The sequence below is a fragment of the Paramylibacter kogurei genome, assembly GCF_002742285.1.
GTDB lineage: Bacteria > Pseudomonadota > Alphaproteobacteria > Rhodobacterales > Rhodobacteraceae > Amylibacter > Amylibacter kogurei.
In genome coordinates this window covers 698,725-719,574 of sequence record NZ_MDGM01000012.1, presented here as the reverse complement: position 1 = coordinate 719,574, position 20,850 = coordinate 698,725, and the positions used below count along the sequence as shown (strand labels likewise).

At 51.1% G+C, this 20,850-nt stretch carries 16 protein-coding genes; 2 read left to right on the top strand and 14 right to left on the bottom strand.

The window, feature by feature from the left end:
• Positions 1-52 precede the first annotated feature (52 nt).
• On the top strand, positions 53-946 hold the full coding sequence (locus BFP76_RS09015) for an amidohydrolase family protein (RefSeq protein ID WP_240514010.1): 894 nt from the start codon (positions 53-55) through the stop codon (positions 944-946).
• On the opposite strand, the gene BFP76_RS09010 is transcribed toward BFP76_RS09015, so the two are convergent.
• The 5 genes from BFP76_RS09010 to BFP76_RS08990 form a co-directional block, all read right to left on the bottom strand.
• Positions 943-1,899: an acyl-CoA desaturase gene (locus BFP76_RS09010; RefSeq protein WP_099592926.1), complete on the bottom strand. Its 957-nt coding sequence runs from the start codon at positions 1,897-1,899 to the stop codon at positions 943-945. The two genes, BFP76_RS09015 and BFP76_RS09010, sit on opposite strands and share 4 nt — an antisense overlap.
• Positions 1,899-2,771 (bottom strand): SRPBCC family protein, encoded by an 873-nt coding sequence (locus BFP76_RS09005; RefSeq protein ID WP_165775693.1) that lies wholly within the window; start codon positions 2,769-2,771, stop codon positions 1,899-1,901. The genes BFP76_RS09010 and BFP76_RS09005 overlap by 1 nt, the downstream gene beginning before the upstream one ends.
• A gap of 155 nt (positions 2,772-2,926) precedes the next feature.
• Entirely contained in the window at positions 2,927-4,267 is a 1,341-nt protein-coding gene (glmM, locus tag BFP76_RS09000; protein WP_099592922.1) for a phosphoglucosamine mutase, read from the bottom strand.
• Positions 4,264-5,277: a dihydropteroate synthase gene (folP, locus tag BFP76_RS08995; RefSeq protein WP_099592920.1), complete on the bottom strand. Its 1,014-nt coding sequence runs from the start codon at positions 5,275-5,277 to the stop codon at positions 4,264-4,266. The genes glmM and folP overlap by 4 nt, the downstream gene beginning before the upstream one ends.
• 36 nt (positions 5,278-5,313) lie before the next feature.
• On the bottom strand, positions 5,314-6,252 hold the full coding sequence (locus BFP76_RS08990; protein ID WP_099592918.1) for a dihydroneopterin aldolase: 939 nt from the start codon (positions 6,250-6,252) through the stop codon (positions 5,314-5,316).
• Positions 6,253-6,397: 145 nt separating this feature from the next.
• Between BFP76_RS08990 and BFP76_RS08985 the strand changes: the two genes are divergently transcribed.
• On the top strand, positions 6,398-7,021 hold the full coding sequence (locus tag BFP76_RS08985) for a CAP domain-containing protein (protein WP_099592916.1): 624 nt from the start codon (positions 6,398-6,400) through the stop codon (positions 7,019-7,021).
• 6 nt (positions 7,022-7,027) lie between these two features.
• Here the strand turns inward: BFP76_RS08985 and BFP76_RS08980 are convergent, their stop codons facing one another.
• The 9 genes from BFP76_RS08980 to BFP76_RS08940 all read right to left on the bottom strand — a co-directional run bounded on the left by BFP76_RS08980 (position 7,028) and on the right by BFP76_RS08940 (position 20,764).
• Positions 7,028-7,687: a cell wall hydrolase gene (locus BFP76_RS08980; protein WP_240514009.1), complete on the bottom strand. Its 660-nt coding sequence runs from the start codon at positions 7,685-7,687 to the stop codon at positions 7,028-7,030.
• 199 nt (positions 7,688-7,886) lie between these two features.
• Positions 7,887-10,463 (bottom strand): pyruvate, phosphate dikinase, encoded by a 2,577-nt coding sequence (ppdK, locus tag BFP76_RS08975; protein ID WP_099592914.1) that lies wholly within the window; start codon positions 10,461-10,463, stop codon positions 7,887-7,889.
• A gap of 337 nt (positions 10,464-10,800) precedes the next feature.
• The gene (glyS, locus tag BFP76_RS08970; protein WP_099592912.1) at positions 10,801-12,900 is read right to left on the bottom strand and encodes a glycine--tRNA ligase subunit beta; all 2,100 of its coding nucleotides are present in this window, start codon (positions 12,898-12,900) and stop codon (positions 10,801-10,803) included.
• A 2-nt stretch (positions 12,901-12,902) separates the two neighbouring features.
• Complete coding sequence (locus BFP76_RS08965) at positions 12,903-13,751, bottom strand: DUF6446 family protein (RefSeq protein WP_099592910.1); 849 nt, start codon at positions 13,749-13,751, stop codon at positions 12,903-12,905.
• 75 nt (positions 13,752-13,826) lie between these two features.
• Positions 13,827-14,876 (bottom strand): FkbM family methyltransferase, encoded by a 1,050-nt coding sequence (locus BFP76_RS08960; protein WP_099592907.1) that lies wholly within the window; start codon positions 14,874-14,876, stop codon positions 13,827-13,829.
• Positions 14,877-14,891: 15 nt separating this feature from the next.
• Complete coding sequence (locus tag BFP76_RS08955; RefSeq protein WP_099592905.1) at positions 14,892-15,824, bottom strand: glycine--tRNA ligase subunit alpha; 933 nt, start codon at positions 15,822-15,824, stop codon at positions 14,892-14,894.
• Positions 15,825-16,173: 349 nt separating this feature from the next.
• Positions 16,174-17,826, bottom strand: a complete 1,653-nt coding sequence (locus BFP76_RS08950; RefSeq protein WP_099592903.1) for an FAD-binding dehydrogenase — start codon at positions 17,824-17,826, stop codon at positions 16,174-16,176.
• A gap of 62 nt (positions 17,827-17,888) precedes the next feature.
• Positions 17,889-19,313: a pyridoxal phosphate-dependent decarboxylase family protein gene (locus BFP76_RS08945; protein ID WP_099592901.1), complete on the bottom strand. Its 1,425-nt coding sequence runs from the start codon at positions 19,311-19,313 to the stop codon at positions 17,889-17,891.
• Positions 19,314-19,315: 2 nt separating this feature from the next.
• Positions 19,316-20,764 (bottom strand): TrkH family potassium uptake protein, encoded by a 1,449-nt coding sequence (locus tag BFP76_RS08940; protein ID WP_099594026.1) that lies wholly within the window; start codon positions 20,762-20,764, stop codon positions 19,316-19,318.
• Positions 20,765-20,850 lie beyond the last annotated feature (86 nt).

Below are 20,850 nucleotides of genomic sequence, written 5' to 3'. Positions count from 1 at the left end.
AATATGCCCAAGCTAACCTAAACCAACCACATCTGGCAGCAAGGCATCCATTATGAAAATCACCGCCCCTTCCATCGCCTCTTTTTGCATCCATATGGCATTTACCAGCGCTCTGGCATTGGCAGATGGCAATCACGCACCCATTGGTGATGGCGTTCACGATTTGCCGCTGTTTGATGCTCATATCCATTACAAACAACCTGCATGGGCAGATTACCCCGTGAAATCAATTGTCGAATTGATGGATCGCAACGGCGTGGCAATGGGTTTGGTATCATCCACCCCCGATCAGGGCACAATCATGTTGTGGGAATATGCGCCAAATCGCATCGTACCAGAATTGCGCCCCTATCACGGCGAAGCAGGATCATCCAATTGGGCCAAGACCGAGGGGATGACAAAATATCTTAAAAAACGGCTTGCGGATTACACCCACCAAGGCATCGGTGAATTTCACATCCACCGCTTGGATCAAACCGACGAACCACTGTTTCGCGAAGTCATCCGCATGGCCAAGGAACGCGATATCTATCTTCATGTGCATTCAGGCACTGAACCCGTGCGTTGGCTTTATAGCTTGGACAAAGATGTGAAAATTATCTGGGCGCATGCGGGGCTTGGTGAAAATGCACGTGATGTTTATGCGTTAATGGATGATTTCCCCGCGCTCGTTGCGGATACATCGCTGCGCGAACACGCAATTTTGGGGCATGGCGATAAACTGAACCCCGCATGGGAAAGAATCATCATGGCCTTTTCGGATCGTTTGATGATTGGCAGCGACACTTGGGTGAATAGCCAGTGGGACAATTACGATGGCATCATAGATTCCAACCGCGCATGGCTGGCCAAGCTCCCCCGCGAAATCGCCGAAAAGATCGCATATAAAAACGCCGAACGTCTGTTTGGGATCAGCGTTTCAATGGATCAAATCGGTACGCGCTAATTGCTATGCCACAAGGTTTGGTGCATTTGTTTGCTACCTTCACACGGCTGCAACCCCGCTCTTGGTGGTTCGCTGTCAGGTGTTTTTACTTTGGATGCTAACCCCAAGAAATGCAAAACTGATATCAACCAAAACCCTGGGTCAATCTGACCTTGTTCCAATCCCAATTTTGCAGAATGGGGAAATGCATGATGATTGCCATGCCAGTTTTCACCAAAGGTTATCAGCCCAAGTCGTGGTAGATTATACCCCTGCACAGCAACGCCATCTATGCGCCATCCTTGTTCACCCTGTTTATGTGCATAATGCCCAACCATCCAATGGCCCGTAAGTGAGATAAAAATTCGCAAACTTATCCCCCAGCACACCCAAGCCCAACCACCAAACAGATACAGCAATATTGCCAATGGGACTTGCTGTACCATCCACGTACGTTCCAAAAAACGATAAAAACGATCTTTTAATACGTTGTTTTCAATGATTATTTCTGGCGGATTGCGCAAATCAAAATAACAGCAAAGCTGCCACCACGCATCACGCCAAAAAACAGCATCATGCGAAGGATGCGGCGGGCAATGGGTTTGGCGTTGATGCCAGTCACGCAAATCATGAAGGCGGATCATCCCAAAGGGCCCAGCCATTCCCACCAAAACACCCAGCCAAACCAAAATATATTCAACCCAACGCGGCGTGGCAAAGCTGCGATGAATTAATAAGCGATGCATCCCCACACTGTGTCCCGCACAAATTGTGACCGCACTTAATAGCAGAAAAACCAAAAACGCACCTACCTGCGGGTAAATAAATATCCCTGCGATACCAACCAAACCATGGCCAAAAATCCAAAGAGTTTTGGCTGGAGAAATCCGAATAACACCATCAACTGCGTTTGTATTTTCAGCTGGAAACACCCGCTCGCTTGCGACCAATTCTTGGGGTGTTCGTTCTCGCATCACAACCGGTTTTCGCTACGAATTTTGACATCGCGCGCAAGAACGTCCATCGCAAAATACCCTGCAACATTGGTTAAAGGCGTGAAAAACCAACTTGGTGCTAATTCGCGATCAAATTCCAAAGTTACATTTAAAACGGTTCCATTTGGCACGGGATTAACATGATACGTGATAAACCGATGCGATACCCAATTTGCAATTGGGCTGGTATCGGACAAAACGGCGAAAACCGCACGATCATCCGTTCGGTTGACAACACGCAGAGTTAAGTCACCTGCCCCTTCGCGCCCCCGAAATGCCACCTGTCTTAACGCGCCTAAACTTGTGCCTTGGTCAATCACCACATCAACAGGTTGGGGAAATATCTGCAAAAACTTTGGCAGTGCAAACTGTGGCGAGGTTGCCGTTTCCATCGTATCCCAAACCTGTTCAACAGGTGCATTAATCAACCTTGTTGCAGTGGTGCTATTTCGCGTTGCAAATGAGAATGCATTTGTCACCCCTTCAAGGCTGGCGATCCCTAAAACAGTCATCACCAAGATCATCGATGCCACATCATAAAAACGCGTCTGTGATCCATCATCGTTTGATCCGCGCAATTTGCGTAAAATAACGCGCCCCAGCTTAAAGATCAGAAGAATTGCGAACGCGAGAATTGCGACCAATGCCGCCAAAACCGCAAGACAGAACAACACCCCCAAAACTGCAGCAATCAATTCCCCAGCATTTGCCTGTGCTGGTGTTGGTGTGATAACGCTGGATATCGCCACGACAATCGCGAGAACAATTGCAGTTTGTGCACAACGCGTCAAAACAATCATTGAAAACCCGCGTTTCAATTCATCGCAAAATGCCAGCCAAATCAAATGCACTGTGATTATAACCAATAAGGGGCTGATAAACTGTATCCCCGTTTTGACATATGCTGACTGTGAAATAGACCACGCATATAAAAGTGCAAACAACCCTGCAACTACATGTATTAACATGCTGTTTTTATGTACATTTACCACACTCAGCATCTATATCACGCCGCACCTTTCACCGCCGCCGCGATACCCATCACCACGTCGTTTAACAATGCCTCATCCTCGCATTCGCCCATGACGCGCACCAATGGTTCTGTGCCTGATTTGCGGATTAACAGGCGCCCGTTGGATGCCAGACGTGTTTCGCCGTCTTTGATCGCATCTTTGACAGATTGCGCATCCAATGGTGTTTTGCCTTCGCCGTAGCGTACGTTTTCCAACATCTGTGGCATGGGTTCGAAAACATTGGCCAATTGGCTGGCCTTTTGCCCCGTTTCCACCATCGAGCTTAAAAATTGCAGACCCGCAATCAGCCCATCACCCGTGGTGACGTAATCCGTCATCACGATATGCCCTGATTGCTCTCCGCCAAGGTTATACCCATTTGCGCGCATTTCTTGCACCACATAGCGATCGCCAACGCCTGTGCGCACCAGATCGATGTTCAGCCCATTTAAATGGCGCTCCAGCCCCATGTTGGACATGACCGTCGCGACAAGGGTGTTTTTCGCCAAACGGCCCTTGCCGGCCCATTGCGTGGCAATCAGACCCATCAATTGATCGCCATCGGCGACTTGGCCTTTTTCATCAATCAAGATCACACGATCCGCATCACCATCCAGACAGATGCCAACATCGGCACCCTCTGAAATCACCCGTGCGGCGGCGGCGGTGGGCACGGTGGAACCAACGCCTTCGTTAATGTTAAAACCATCAGGGGTCACACCCATTTCGATCACATCTGCGCCCAATTCCCACAACACGGCGGGTGCGGCCTTATACGCCGCTCCGTTGGCGCAATCGATCACTACCTTCATCCCATGAAGAAGCTTTTCACCGGCAAAGGCCGTTTTGGCAAATTCCATATAACGGCCAAGCCCATCATCAATGCGCCGCGCGCGGCCAATGTTTTGGGGCTGTGCCAATTCGATATCACCATCAATCAAGGCTTCGATTTCCAGTTCCGCCTCATCGGATAGTTTATATCCATCGGGGCCGAAAAATTTGATGCCATTGTCATGATGTGGATTGTGCGATGCGGAAATCATCACGCCAACATCGGCGCGCATGGAACGGGTTAACATCCCAACAGCGGGCGTTGGCACAGGGCCAAGCGGGAAAACATTCATCCCCGTGGACATGAACCCTGCCATCAATGCGTTTTCGATCATATAGCTGGAACGGCGCGTATCCTTGCCGATGACGACGCGGTGCTCTTTTTGATCTTTGCGAAAATAGCGCCCCGCAGCCGCCCCCAAACGCATGGCCATTTCTGCCGTCATCGGGTGGGTATTTGCACGCCCACGCACACCATCGGTTCCAAAATATTTACGGCTCATGTGTTTGATCCTTGGTTCATTGCGTTCCACATATCGAACGCTTGTTTATGTTCGGTTACATCGTGACAGCGGATAATCTGTACACCCTGTGATAACCCGTTTAACGCCACCGCAACAGACCCAACCGCGCGCTTGGCGGCGTCTTGCTCACCAGTGATTTCACCGATGAAACGTTTGCGTGAAACGCCGAGCAATACAGGGCAACCCAGCCCGTGAAATAACGATAATCCGTTAATCAGCGCAACGTTATGCGCGCGGGTTTTGCCAAATCCGATGCCCGGATCAACAATGATATTTTCACGTGGTACACCCGCCGCGATGCATGCATCAACACGTGTTGACAGGTAATCATAAACATCCAACAACACGTTATCATATTGCGGATTGTCCTGCATTGTTTTGGGGTCACCGCTTGCGTGCATCAAACAAACAAACGGCTTTTTATCCCCTGCCAGCGCGATGCTGTCTGGATCAAAGCTGAGCGCGGTTACGTCATTAAACAGAACTGCCCCTGCATCAATTGCGGCACTGGCCACCTCTGCCTTGCGGGTATCAATCGAAATGGGTGCGGGAATTTTGGCAAGTTTCAGCCCCGCAATCACGGGGATGGTGCGGTTGATTTCTTCGGAGTTATCCACAAAATCGGCACCGGGGCGCGTGGATTCACCGCCAACGTCGATAATATCGGCACCCTGCCCGATCATCTGCATCGCACGTGATATCGCGCCAAGCCGATCGTCATGTTGCCCACCATCAGAAAAGCTATCTGGGGTCACGTTCAACACGCCCATGATCGCGGGTTTATCCATTGCGATATTTGCAATCGCTGCACGTGGGGACGACAGGCGCGTTTTCACATCATCTGGTAATTCTGAAACAGGGATTATTTGGGGTACAGCACCGCGCGATAAAACCTCGCAATGGGAAAACCAAACCGAACCACCCGCAAGAGATAACGCATCGCGTGGCCGCGCCGCATCCGTTTGCGCGATGGGTCTGAAATATTGCATCAACAAGTTACCTTAAATAAACCTGTTGATGGAATCCTACAAATCGGTGGCTGTGTCAACGATTTGCAGGCGTTCATTGGCAATCGCGCCATCAAAACCCTGCAACACACTGACATGATCGGCGCTAAATTCCGCTGCGAACCACTGCGCGAGTGCAAGCGGTTGATCCGCGCCCACCTTTGGTTTACGCACCGCATCCAACACCATTTTCGATGGCGCCCAGACGGATAGTTGCCCGTTTTTAATCGCCCAATCCATTTCGGTGCGGCTGTCCACCACCACGCAGCGTTTATCTTTGCCTGCCAAAACCCATGCGTTTTGTTCGATCGACAATAACGCGATACGATTGTTTGCCGCATCCACATCTGCCTGTGGCGCGGTTTCAAGCGCCTGTTCCACACAGATAATTGCGGGCAATTCATGCGCGGCAATGGCATCAAGCCATGCGGGCAACCCTGCCCCATGCAAAACTGTATTTGGCAAAAACACCACCAAGGGATGCACAATGCTCACCTCTTGGGCCGCGGGCGTATCAATGGGGTGGAGGTTTTCACCATCCCCACGTGTGCGCACGATTTCAACACCCAACGATCCAGGAATGCGATCCAGCTTTTCGATACGCACAAAAATACGCACGGCGCGCGGGTTCACCAACACCTGTTCGGCAATACGTTCCGCCAGCGTTTCCAACAGGTTTAGGCGTTCAAACGCCAATTGATCCTGAATCGCCTCTGTGATTGTGTCATATGACAACACCTGATCCACATCGTCGAATTTGGCCGCGGCACTTGATGAAACCTCTAGCACCACATTAAATCGAATACGCTGGGTCACACCGCGTTCGGCCTGAAACGCACCGATTTCCACTTCTGTGGTGTAATCACGCACCGCAATACGATCCAATGGCGCATTTCCGCTGGTTGCGGCCGCGCGTGCCTCTGGCAATTCGAATGCTAATGTTGTTTCATTGGTCATGGCGTCGCTTTCTATCTTTCAGATAGGTTCTTTGTCAGGAAATAACAGCCCTCGCAAGGAAACATGCCATAAAAACGACATAAGTTTTGGTAAAACAGAATTATATTAGGTGTGAACGGGTTCGTAAAACGGGGTAAACGGGGAAATGCGCAAATTCATTATTTACGCAGTGGCAATGGCAACAATGGGCGCAACATCGGCCCATGCAATGGGTTGTAGCAAACCAAAATTCACCAAACAAGAAATGCAAGTCATCAGCCCAGATCGGTTGAACCAAAAACTGTTTTCATCTGCCGCGACCAAGGTCACCAATTATTACCGGTGTCGCGCAGGGAAACCCAAGCTCAAAGAAATTCACGGATTACGCCAAGCCGCCGCCGATCATAGCCGTAAAATGGCACGCACAGGTGGCAACAAGGCCCGCCACTATGGCTCGCTTAAACCGCGTTATCGCAAAGAAGGCATCAAGGCCAAGGTGATGGCGGAAAATGTCGGGCTGGATGCGCGGCTAAATTATGGGCGCACCCCGTTTATTGCGCGTAACAGCCAATCTTGTGCCTATGTTTTTCATGATTCAAAATCCCCCATTCCCCAACACAGCTATGCCAGCCTTGCCACGCGCATGGTGGCATTATGGGTGAAATCGCCAGGGCATAAACAAAACATTATGCACCCGCGTATTCGTAAAATCGGGAATGGCATCGGATATTCACGCCGCACCAGCCAACCTTGTGGTGGCTACTACCTGACGCAAAATTTAGCAGATTAAGATTTATCAGCCGCCGCGATAAAAATAATGTGCGCCAATTTGGGCTGTGCGTGAAAACGCGCGTGACCATTTTGGGTTCACAGATTTCGCATGATAAAAAGTGGCACCCTTGGTTAATGGGCTCGCTTTGCGTGACAATGCGATTTTGGCGATCTTGCCAACCATGTTGTATGCGCGTGGTTCGTGATACACTTCGGCATGACCATCGCATTTATACGAAAACTGACATGCGTTTTTGCGATGCGAACCTTGGCTGATCACACCACAAACGGAATTAGGGAAACGTTTTGATGCGCGGCGATTGATAATCACCTCTGCCACGGCAAACATACCCTTTACCGTTTCACCACGTGCTTCGAAATATAATGCTTCGGTCAAACAGGCCCATTCCGCATTGCCAGATGCGACGGGCATCGCGGCAAGTTGCGATTTGCTGGGCACGGTTTTTGCGGCCACAGGTTGCAAGCTAGACGCTTTTGGCAAATTCTTTGGTTTTGATTTTGGCTGCAATTCATCCACACGCGTCATAATGATGACATCATTTTTGCGTACAGATCGCAGAACGATGCGTTCATCCGCCAAAATGCGTGTGACATCTGCATCGATTTCCGCCGCTTGCTCTGCGAAGGCAGATTCAGCGGACAGACTTAGTATTGCGCCGCACATTGCAGACGTCAAAAATTTAGAAACTCGCGTGACCATGAGGAACAGATCCCATTGTTTTGCTCTATTTCGGGCAGGCTTTAAAGGGTCACAGGGGGTCTTGTCTAGAATTTTCGACGCATAGCAGGGCTGCGTAAATGCCGCACCATCGAAAATTTTGTTGTCTCAGAGGCAGTTAAGCAAAACCGTCTAAATAAATTGCCTAATTTTTAGGCACATTTAATGCAGCTTGCGCAGCGGCAAGTCGCGCTATAGGTGTGCGAAATGGCGAGCAAGAAACGTAATCTAGCCCTGCTTCGTGACAAAAAGCGACCGATGCAGAATCCCCGCCATGTTCCCCACACAGCCCCATTTTGATATCTGGGTTCACCGCATTCGCACGATCCACAGCAATCTGGATCAGCTCGCCCACACCATCAATATCCATACTGTGAAACGGATCTTCTGGGAAAACACCAAGCGCAACATAATCACGCATGAACCGTCCGGCGTCATCGCGGCTTAACCCATATGTCATTTGTGTCAGATCATTTGTGCCAAAGCTCATGAACGCCGTATTTTGGGCAATGTCGCCTGCACGCAACGCTGCACGCGGTGTTTCCACCATCACGCCAATGGCGTAATCCAGCTTGGTATTCAATTCCACTTGCACCGCCGATGCCACGGCATCAACGCGTGATTTCACCAATTCGACCTCGCGTTTGGCCGAGACCAGCGGGATCATGATTTCGGGTTTGATTGATATGCCTTTGGCGTTTTGCACCTTGGCGACGGCTTCGAATATGCCGCGCGCCTGCATTTCGTAAATTTCGGGCGCAGTAATCCCAAGCCGCACACCGCGTGTGCCCAACATTGGGTTAAATTCGGTCAGATCATCAATGCGCGTCATCACCTTGGACAATGGCAATCCCATGCTTTCGGCCAGCGATTGCATTTCTTCGCGTGTACTTGGCAAAAATTCGTGCAGCGGTGGATCAAGCAGGCGGATACAAACCGGCAATTCGCCCATTATCGTAAACATTTCGATGAAATCGTCGCGCTGCATCGGCAACAACAGGTTCAGCGCCGCTTGGCGGTCATTATCGCTATCGGCGAAAATCAATTCGCGCATCACCGTTAATCGGCCCTCGTCGAAAAACATATGTTCGGTGCGCACCAATCCAATGCCATCCACGCCAAATGCCTGTGCCATGCGGAAATCTTCGGGCGTGTCGGCATTGCCGCGCACACCCAATTTGCGAAATTCATCGGCCCAAGACATGAATGTTTGAAATGCGCCACCCAATTCGGGCTGTACCAGATCGGGTGCACCGCGCAAAACATCGCCAGTGCCCCCTTCCAATGTGATCACATCGCCCTCGCCCAGAACTTCGCCCCCCTTCAGGGTGACTTTGCGCGCACGTGTATCAATATCAATGTCCGCGGCCCCCACAACACAGGGCAATCCCATGCCACGCGCCACCACGGCGGCGTGGCTGGTGATGCCACCGCGTTCTGTCAAAATGCCATTGGCCGAATGCATCCCGCGAATATCATCGGGCGTGGTTTCAACGCGCACTAATATACAGGCTTCGCCGCGCGCCTCTGATGCTTGGGCGGCGGTGGCGCTAAACACCATGCGCCCTGTTGCGGCACCCGGGCTTGCGCCGATACCATTTGCAATGCGATCGCGTACGGCTTTCGCGCTGATCTGGGGGTGCAGAATTTCGTTTAGTGATTTGGGGCTGATGGTTTGCAATGCAGCTTGGCGGGTAATCAACCCATCTGTTGCCAAGCGTACCGCCATTGTCACCGCACCGCGCCCCGTGCGTTCGGCGGGGATCGCATCAAGCAACCAAACCGCGCCATCCTCGATTGTGAATTCCAATTGCATATCATCGCAAAATGCCTTGCGGGCATATTCGGCCAATTCTTGCAATCGCGCAAATGCCTCTGGATAGATTTCTTCCAATGATGGGCCGCGTGGATCCTTGGCCAAAAACTGTGCCTTTTGCGTGTCTTCCATCGCATCGCGCCCTTGGCTCTGGCTCAGATACCGCCCAAATGCGGTTTTTTCGCCTGTGCCAACGGATACAAATTGCGCAATGCCCGATCCAAATTCACCGCGCCCAACGCCCAGAACCATTTCTTGGACAATCAAACCCAACCCTGCATCGCTGGGTGCACCCAATGCACCACGCAGGATTTTGGCACTGGTGCCACCCCATGCCACGGCCAATGATCGCAATGCTTGGCGCAATTGTAATTCGGGGTCGGATGGAAATGCGCTATCGGTTTCATCCTCAAAAAATGCTAATGATTGTTGCACGGCGGCACCGAAATTGGGCACACCTGCACGCGTGCAGCGTTCAAGGATGATTTCGAAATCCTCGGCGTCAAGACGGCCAACCTTGACCGCGTAATCCTGAATAAATCGAAAATACAGCGCATCAGCGCGATTTTCGCCCAGTGGTTTGGCCAATACATCGCGCAAATCCGCATTCATGCCGATGTTTAACAATGTTTCAGGCCCACCCCATGCGCGATCTTGGGCGCTGGCACGCACGGATAACAATCGCCCCGCACGCACCGCATCGGTCATTGGGAATTCAGCACTAAAATCGGAACGGGCAAATTTGCGCACGGTTTCAACGGAAAACGCCCATGCTTTTGGCACAGGCAAATCCGCCGCCATCAGATCCACAATCGATGCTGCACGTGCGCCGTAAAGTTCACATGGAACATCCGCACCGGGCAGCAATGCAATGCAATCTGGGTATTTTTGTGCGCTACCGTCCATGATTAATCCTCTGACAATCACGTTACGCCCCATTCGGGCAGATATGCAAGGAGCCAGAAAAAGTTAAGCGCAACTGTGGCGATTTGCCATCAATTGCGCCTAACCATGTGTAGCCTGGGACAAGGCTAGGGACACTTGTGTTCCGCGCTGTATGAAACCTCGCGAATTGACCAAGCAGTCTACCCACCCCCGGGTGTTAAACCCTCGCTTGATCCCTTTCTATTTCACCTAGAATCAAGACCAAATTTGGGCACGATGGGGGCAATTGCGCGATTTTAGTTTGTTCAATTGGGCGAAGTGGCGCCATAATGGTATTGCGCCACCCCATGACGTGGCGTCACCCTTCAATCAGGGTGAAATCCGCGACCTGTGCCATGACATTGCGAATCCGATTCAAAAGACACAAACGATTGCGCCGCACCATCTGATTTTCGCTGTTCACTTGCACGGCTGTAAAGAACGCATCAATCGGTGTGCGCAATGTGGCCATGCCCTGCATCGCGGCGGCGAAATCTTCAGACTTGATCGCAGGTGCGATGGATTTGGCCGCCGTGTCCAAGGCGGCGAACAGTTCGCGTTCGGCGTCATCCTCGGCAAATTTCAGATCGGGGTCGAGCTCGTATGAAACCCCATCTTTTTTCTCTTCTGCGGTCAGGATGTTGTTGGCGCGTTTGAACCCTTGCAACAGGTTTTCACCGTCATCGGTTTTGATAAATGCTTGCAACGCCTCGGCACGTTTGACCAACAACACAAAATCATCATTGTTTGGCATCGCCAGACAAGCGTCGATAATATCGTGGCTGATCCCCTTGTCGCGCAGGAACACCTTTAGACGGTCGTGGAAGAAGGAGAGGAGGTTCATATCCTTATCCAATCCAGTATAATCATCCTCATCCTTTGGGTTAGGTCGCGGCGATCTGTGTGCGATCAATCCCCATTCGAAAATTTTCCCCAAATTCACCCGCACATCATTTTCCAGCACTAAACGAATAACACCCAAGGCTGCGCGGCGCAGGGCGAATGGGTCTTTGCTGCCTGTTGGTTTTTCATCAATCGCCCAGAAACCCGTTAACGTGTCGATCTTATCGGCAAGGGCCACGGATACGGACACAGGCGAAGTTGGCACATCATCATTTGGACCAAGGGGTGAATAATGTTCAACGCAAGCATCGGCGATATCCGCGCCCTGCCCTGCGGCCAGCGCATAATAACGCCCCATGACACCTTGCAGTTCGGGAAATTCGTATACCATTTCGGACGACAAATCCGCCTTGGCGATTTGTGCCGCTTTGATCGCGGCATCTTTATCCGCGCCAACGATGGGTGCAAGTTCACCCGCCAACGCTGCGATGCGCTCAATGCGTTCGGACTGTGTGCCCAATTTATTGTGGAATGTTACATTGGACAATTTCGCAGCCATGTCATCCATGGACACACGCAAATCATTTTCCCAGAAAAATTTCGCATCCGACAGGCGCGCAAACAAAACCTTTTGATTCCCTGCCAAAATCGTTGCACCCTGATCTGCGGTTTCACGGTTGGCCACGGTGACGAATTTTTCAATCCGACCCTTTTTTGGGTTTTTCACACTGAAAAATTTCTGATGCTCTTTCATCGAGGTGATCAAAACCTCTGGTGGTAAGTCTTTGAAATCATCGGCAATATCGCCCATCAACACAACGGGCCATTCAACCAGGCCAGATACCTCTGCCAGCAAACCCGCATCTTCGACCAATTCCAAACCTTGGGCGAATGCCATGTTTTTCGCATCTTCCCAGATATGTTCGCCCCGTTCCACTGGGTCCAAAATCACATATGATTTTTTCAGCTCTGCGCGGTAGTTTTCAAAATTATTCACGCTAAACCATTGTGGCGCGTGAAAACGATGCCCTGCGGTCAAATTCGACGATTCAATGCCATCGACATCAAATGAAACGACCTCGTTCCCGTCATCATCGGACAGGACGCATAAAATCGAATGCAATGGGCGCACCCAGCGCAGATTGCCCGCACCCCAGCGCATAGATTTTGGCCATGGGAAATTGCGGATCACATTTGGCACGATTTCGGCGATGATGTCGGATGCAGGGCGACCAGTTTTTTCGATCACGGCGAAATACACCTGACCCTTTTTATCGTCACGGGTTTCCAATTGATCCTTGTTCAAACCTGTGGCGCGCAGAAATCCATCCAATGCTTTTTCAGGCGCATCGGTGCGCGGGCCTTTGCGTTCTTCGCGGGTATTTGGGGATTCCTTGAGCAATCCATCAATGGTCAATGTCAAACGACGCGGCGTGCTAAACGCAGCCGCACTGGCATAGGTGATGCCCGCATCAACCAGCGCATCGGTGACAAGCTTTTTCAGATCATCGCCAGCCTTGCGTTGCATACGCGCAGGAATTTCCTCGGAGAAAAGTTCAAGTAGTAAATCAGCCATGTTTATTCTGCCGCTTTCTGATGCCATGCAAAGGCACGTCCATCTTCGTAAATTGCAACCAGACGATCAACGCCCGGTGTGATGTTTTTCTGTCCCATGACCGCAAGCGCACCACCTGTATGCACATCACTGGCAACGGTATCTGCGTCAAAGCAAGACAGATCAGTCGGTGTTGGCGAAACCTCTTCGACGATTTCATAAGTTTCGCTTAAAAAAGCAAAACTCAGATCAACCGTGAAACAGGCCCAAAAATCATCCCCCGCCGCAACGCCCATTGCATCGGATATGGCGATTGTTTCTGCGCTACCACTGATCGGGGTTAATGCGATATTCACATCACTGGGTGAAGTTGGAATGGGTTTTGGCGCATTTGGATCGGGGCAACCTTCGGGCAGATCCTGCCCATCAAACACCGCATGGCCACATTCATTAATCTGGCGCCACATAAACGCGCGCCCATCGGGATATTGCGCGATATAGGTGTTAAACCCAAAGGGTTGGTTTTCATCCGACAGGATCGTTGTCGCATTATCATCGGCGATATCCGTTGCGATTTGTTTTGCATCAAAACAATCAAACCAACGTGGCGCGGTCAGCGGTGTTGCCACATCCTTGAATTCATCCGTTGGGAAATAATCCCAATCCACATTAAAACAGGCGCGCATTTTCAATGGTGACGTGTCCGCATCAATGCCGCGATAATCGCTGACAGGAAATTCATCGCCATATGCGGTCACGGACGTGACACCATCCACCGTTTTGTAATAGGCATAGTTTTGCGAATACCAAAGCCCAGCGCCCATCGCACTCGCAACAACCAAAATTCCACCAATTAACACGGTTCCACGCATGGTACTCTCCTGTTCTTGGGAATGGCAATTACTTGACTTACCAAATGCGTACAAGGGCGTTCCATAGACATCACCCTATATCCAATCCAAAAACACTTTGCTCGGCGGGTATTTCGCACCAATCGCCGCGCGAATGGCGGCGTAACGATCCGCCAAATCCGTGAAAATATGTTCGTGGGTTTCAACAACGCTACAACGGATATGATCAAACAGGGATTTTTCAAACAATGCTTCTAATATGTCCAGTTCCGCGCCTTCGATATCCATTTTTAACACGGCAATTTCACCATGTTTGGCGATTGTCTGTTCGATAATTTCGATCAGATTAACAATTTCGACTTCGCTGGCATGGGTCTCATCGTAATCCACCCGCGCATTGCCGTGGATCAAGGTATTTGCCTGGCTTCGTGCTTCGCTATCGGCATAATCGCTACTGTGGTATAATTTTGCACGGGTTTGGGAAATGCCAACACCCGCTTGGATCAATGTGATATTGGGCGCATCGCCAAAGCGAGATTTCATTTTCGCAACGCAGTTTTCATCAGGCTCAAACGCCGTGATCTGTGCACCCGTTGGTTCAAAAATCGCCGTGACATCACCGATATTTGCCCCACAATCAAAAACGATATCTTCAGGGGCAAGCAACATCGCCATGCCTTTGAGCATACCATGTGATGTGGATTTACGTTCTGTTGATTGTAATTGATGCACCGATAATTCGCGCAGATGTGCGTTTTTTTCGCGCTGTTGAGCAACCGCATCAAGACGCGCTGCACTTTGATCGCGCAACTCTTTTTGCTTGGCCATGGCGCTATTGTATGATTTGCGCAGCTTGGCCAGTTTTTCAGATTCAGTGGCAAGCTTGGTCTCTGCGCTTTCTAATTTCTTATGCAAATTGGCGATGTCTTTTTCGCTCGCAGTGGATTTTTTATCCGCCTGTGTTTTGATTTGTTTGCGCAGGTCTTCCAAATTTTTACGCTGCTTTGCCAATGTATCGCGCTGCTTGTCCAAGGTGCTGCGCTGTTTATCCATTGTCTCGCGCATTTGCACAATTTGCGCACGAAGATGTGTTACCAATTCTTCTGGTTTCTTTGGGGTGTTATCGTCGCTTGTTGGTTTGGTCACACCAAAACTCCGCAGTTAAGAAACAACCGCAGCGGCCCCGCCCGCATCCGTTTGTACAAATGCATCCGCACACATCTTGGCTAAGGCCCGCACCCGCCCGATATAGGCTTGGCGTTCGGTCACCGAAATCACGCCGCGTGCATCCAGCAAATTGAACAAATGCGATGCCTTGATACATTGATCATATGCCGGATGCGCCATGATGATGGATTTGCCCGTTTTGGGGTCCACATGGGGTGCATCCAAAATGCGTTCGCACTCGGCCTCGGCATCTTTGAAATGTTGCAACAACGTATCCGTATCGGCAATGTCGAAATTCCAACGCGAATATTCCTGTTCGGTTTGTTCAAACACATCGCGGTATTTTAGCGGGATCGTGGCATCGGGATCATTGAACGGCATGTCCATCACATGATCCACACCCAACACATACATCGCCAAACGTTCCAAACCATAGGTCAGCTCGCCCGACACAGGCGTGCAATCATGCCCGCCAACCTGTTGGAAATAGGTAAATTGTGACACTTCCATGCCGTCACACCACACCTCCCAGCCAAGCCCCCAAGCGCCAAGCGTCGGGCTTTCCCAGTCATCCTCGACAAAACGGATGTCATGCATGTCCATATCCACACCGATTGCCTCAAGCGAGCCAAGGTATAATTCTTGTAAATCTGGCGGGCTTGGTTTGATGATCACCTGATATTGGTAGTAATGCTGCAATCGGTTGGGGTTTTCACCATAACGCCCATCCGTTGGGCGGCGCGATGGTTGCACATAGGCCGCAGCCCAAGATTTATTGCCAAGTGCGCGCAATGTTGTTGCAGGGTGAAACGTCCCCGCCCCCACTTCCATGTCATAGGGTTGCATGATCGCACAGCCATGTTTGGCCCAGTATTCCTGAAGGCGCAAAATAATTTCTTGGAAAGAGCGCGGTTTAGCGACAGCCATTTGACAAAACCCTTGTGATAGACAGTTCAACCCTACTTAGGGAAAGGTGCGAGTTTGGTCAATTCAATCGGATCAATTTATTCGCCGATCGCGTGCGAAAGCTTTTATGCCTTCGGCGAGGATATTTTGAACATTTGGAAAAGCCGCCTTGCAAGTTGCAAGACGACCTCCATTTTGACGGCCATCGGCATCCCTGCCTGTCCCGCAGTTCAAATTTGAATCAAATTTCTTTCCATTTTGTTAAAATATCCGCGGGGTAGATGTGATGACATGCTTTGCATGACGTTACAGCAAGGGGCGGCAGCCCCTTTGATCAATATCTTGTAACTGCGCAGCAGTTTCCGCCTGATTACGCTTTTCGCCCCGCTTGGCGACCGCTGTACAGGCAGCCACCTAAGAATGTACCTTCCAGCGCGTTATAGCCGTGATAACCACCACCGCCAAAGCCTGCGACCTCACCCGCCGCAAACAAGCCTTGGATGATTTCGCCGTCTTGACCGATCACTTGCCCATCAAGATTGGTGTGAATCCCCCCAAGCGATTTGCGGGTCAGGATATTGAGACGCACCGCGATCAATGGCCCCGCTGATCGGTCAAGGATGCGATGCGGTTTTGCGGTGCGGATCAATTTATCGCCACGGTAATTGCGCGCACCGCGTATGGCGGTGACTTGGGCATCTTTGCTAAATTCATTGTCGATTTCACGATCACGCGCAACAATTTGGGATTGGATGTGATCAAATGCCAGCGGTGTATCGGGTGTGATTTTATTCATCCCCGTAATCAGCGTTTCCAGATCATCGGCCACCACAAAATCGGCGCCGTGTTTTTTAAACGCTTCCACAGGCCCCGTGGCACCTTTGCCAAGGCGGGATTTTAGCACCTGTCCCCATTTGCCAGAGGTGAAATCGGGGTTTTGTTCTGATCCTGACAGCGCGAATTCTTTTTCGATGATTTTTTGGGTGAGGATAAACCAGCTATGCTCATACCCCGTGGAAAGAATACGGCGCAATGTGCCAAGTGTGTCAAACCCTGGCAAAAATGGTGCCTCCATCCGATTGCCAAGCGCATCAAACCACATCGAACTGGGCCCGGGTAAAATCCGAATGCCGTGATTGGGCCAGATGGGATCCCAGTTTTGCACGCCTTCGGTATAATGCCACATCCGATCGGCATTGATGATCCCTGCCCCTGCACCCTGTGCGATTTCTTGCATTTGGCCGTCCACGTAATCGGGTACACCTGCAATCATGTTTTTGGGCGCTGCCCCCAGACGATCTGTGGGCCAAACATGGCGCACCTTGGTGAAATCACCGCCAATACCGCCAGATGTTACGATGATGCTTTCGCCAATTGCGCGAAAATCACCGACAACGCTGCGCGATGTGCTTTGGCCGCGCGGTGCATCCGTGGGTTCCAGTATTTCACCCGCAATGGAACTGGCGACACCATGGTGAACCTCCAGCGCAGTGACGCGGTGGCGAAATGCAAAGCGCAGCTTACCTGCGTCTTTTGCCGCTTTGAGCATCGCTTCAAATGGGGCAAGAACACCTGGGCCTGTGCCCCATGTCAAATGGAAGCGTGGCACAGAATTCCCGTGCCCATGCGCCATGCCACCCCCACGTTCCGCCCAGCCGACAACAGGGAACCAACGCATACCGATTTTATGCAGCCAACTGCGCATTTCGCCACTGGCAAAATCCAGATAGGCATCGGCAACAAGGCGTGGATTTGCATCCTCTGTGCGATCGAACTGTGCGGAACCCGCCCAATCCTGTGCGGCGAGTGCGACTGAATCGCGAATGCCCATGCGGCGTTGTTCCGGGGTATCGACCATGAACAACCCACCCAGCGACCAAAATGCCTGACCACCCAGCGATTGTTGGCCTTCTTGATCCAACAACAGCACCGAACGCCCGCGCGCCACCGCTTCGCTTGCGGCAACCATGCCCGCAAGACCCGCGCCAATGACGATCACATCTGCTTTGTATTCTTTGCTCATGTTCGCCTCCCATTTTCACAACAGGCTAAAAGCAAAGCGGGCCATGCACAAGTTGGATTGCGCTAGGCCGCAGCGACGCTCAACATTTCGCCCAAGCGCAACACCTCGTCCACCAACAAATCCATATCGGAATTTTGTGTACGGTGATTGGTGATATTCACACGAATAGCCAATTGCCCGTTCAATCGCGTGGTTGAAGGCACCGCGACACCGCTTTCTTGGAGTTGAATCACGATTTCCTCGTTGATTGCATCCATATTCACATCATTGGTGACATAGCGAAAACAATTGATGTTCAACGGCACAGGTGCAAGCGATTCCAGTTTGGGTTCTCGTGCGATGCGGGCCTGCAAATATCGCGCCGTTTCAATGTTGCGATCAATGCTCGCGCCCAGTTTATCGATGCCATGTTCCACCAGATGCGCCCAAACTTTGAGCGCACGAAAACCACGGCTGAGCTCTGGGCCGTAATCAACCGCCCAAAATGCACCGCCCGCAAGACCACGTTCTGTACCACGCAAATATTCGGGGCGATCGGCAAATGAATGGCGATGGGCAGATTCATCTTTGATCAAGACAATGCCCGATTCATAATTGGTTTGCAGCCATTTGTGAAAATCAAAGGCCAGTGAATCGGCGCGGGAAACACCCGCCAATTGATCGCGCACCAAATGCCCCACCCGTGCGGTGGCACCAAAGGCGCCATCAACATGGAACCACAGGTTTTCGCGCTTGGCGATATCGGCAATCCCATCCAGATCATCAATCGCACCCATATTCACCGCACCCGCCGTGCCAATCACACAAAACGGTTGCAAACCATCGGCGCGATCCGCCGCTATTTGAGCGCGAAGATCATCCAGATCCATTTCAAACGCATCGTTACAGGAAATCATGCGCAACGCATCGCTGCCAAGACCCAACATATCAAACGCACGTTTTACACAGGTATGGGTTTGTTTTGATGTGTATCCCACAAGGCGTGCATCGCCGATGCCGCCACCGCGCACGGTTGGCAATGCTTTGTCACGCGCAACCTTGAGCGCGATAATCGTGGCCAGCGATGTGCCCGATACAACCAGCCCTGACGCATCATCACCAAAACCCATGATATCCGCGCACCACCGCACGACCTGTCGTTCCACAACGGGTGCGATATGATCGCGCCCCCCTGCGTTCACATTCATTGCCGCAGCAATGATATCAGCCAGAACGCCGCTTGGTGCACCAGCGCCATGTACCCAACCCCAAAACCGAGGATGCGTATTGCCCGCACCATATGGCATGATGTCATTCATGACCTGTTCGGGATTGCTGCCCGTGCGCGGTAAATCGCGGCTAAACTGATCACGCAAATCTTGGGGCAAAGGTGTCCACACCCGCCCCTGATCCGCGTTTTCCATTTTTGTTATGCTTGCATCCAACATGCGATGCGCAGTTGTGCGAAATTCATCCCAATTGGTGGGGTCTAAATCACCCTTTACCATGGTTAACCTTTCCAAAATGTTGCGGTAAACATCACATACACCGCCATTAATTCCAATCGTCCGACCAACATTCCTGCCGAAAGCAACCATTTGGCGCCATCGTTCAGACCGGCGAAATTGCCGGATGGTCCTATTTCGGCCCCTAATCCTGGGCCAATATTCGCCAGCGCCGCTGCTGCACCTGAAATTGAGGTCACGGCGTCCAGCCCCGTCATGCCTAGTGCAATGGACAAAACGGCTAATGAAACCATAAATAACATAAAAAACGCCATCACAGAAGAAATAACATCTTCGGATACGGGTCTGCGTTCATATCTGGGCTGAAAAATGCCACTTGGGTTGTGAATGCGTTGAATTTGGGCACGAATGGATGCAAATAACAGCTGAAAGCGGAAAATCTTGATCGAACATGTGGTTGATCCCGCACAGCCCCCGATCAAACCGATCAGGAAAAATACCGTAATCGGGAACCCTCCCCACAGCATATAATCATCGCTGGCATAGCCTGTGCCCGTCAGGATCGACACGCCGTTAAACAGCGCCTTGCGAAATGCAAATTCGCCAGATTGCGTCACAAAAGTAAATCGCCAGATTGTCAGCATTAAAACCACCACCAACAGCGTCATTGCAAATGCGCGGATCTGGCTGTCTTTGAACAGGGGTTTTACCGAACCACCCATGAATTGCACATAACGCACAAAGGGCAGCGCCGCCAAAATCATGAATGTTGCACCGATATATTCGGTGGCGGCGCCAAGATCGCTAAAGCTTGAATCATAATTGGCAAAACCGCCTGTGGCGATGGTGGTCATGGAATGTACCATCGCATCAAAAAACGATTGCCCCGCCATGGCATAGGCCACCATGCAGGTTAGTGTCAGCGTGATATAAATCGATGAAATATTGCGCGCAATTTCCGCAGCACGTGGCAAGATTTTCCCAAATGTATCAAAGCCTTCGGTGCGGAAAATCTGCATCCCACCAACGCGCAACATGGGCAAAAACACCATCGCCATCACAACCACACCAATGCCGCCAAACCACTGCATCAACCCACGCCAAAACAACAATCCTTTGGGCATGGTATCAAGCCCTGTGAATACCGTACCACCCGTGGTGGTCAGCCCTGACATTGCCTCAAAAAACGCATCAACAAATCGCGCCTCTGTTGCGCCAAAAATAAACGGCAAAGACCCAAAAAATGGCAAAACCAACCACACACCAGTGGTCAGGAAAAATGTCTGTTGAATGGTTAATCCGCCCTCGGCGGCATTGGCACAGGCCAATGCGATCACCGCCCCTGAAATACAGGTAATAAATGCGCAAACCGCAAATGCACCCGCATGGCCGCTCTGCGTGACAATATCCACGATCATAGGGAGCAACATCGCAGCGCCCAGCGCTACGACCAGCATCCCAATAACATAACCCGCAGGGCGAAAATCAAACATGCGCAAGGTTTGGTGGAGGGACGGCAAACTGTCAAGATAGATAAGCGTGACACCCATCACACAATTGCACAACAAAACCGCCCCAC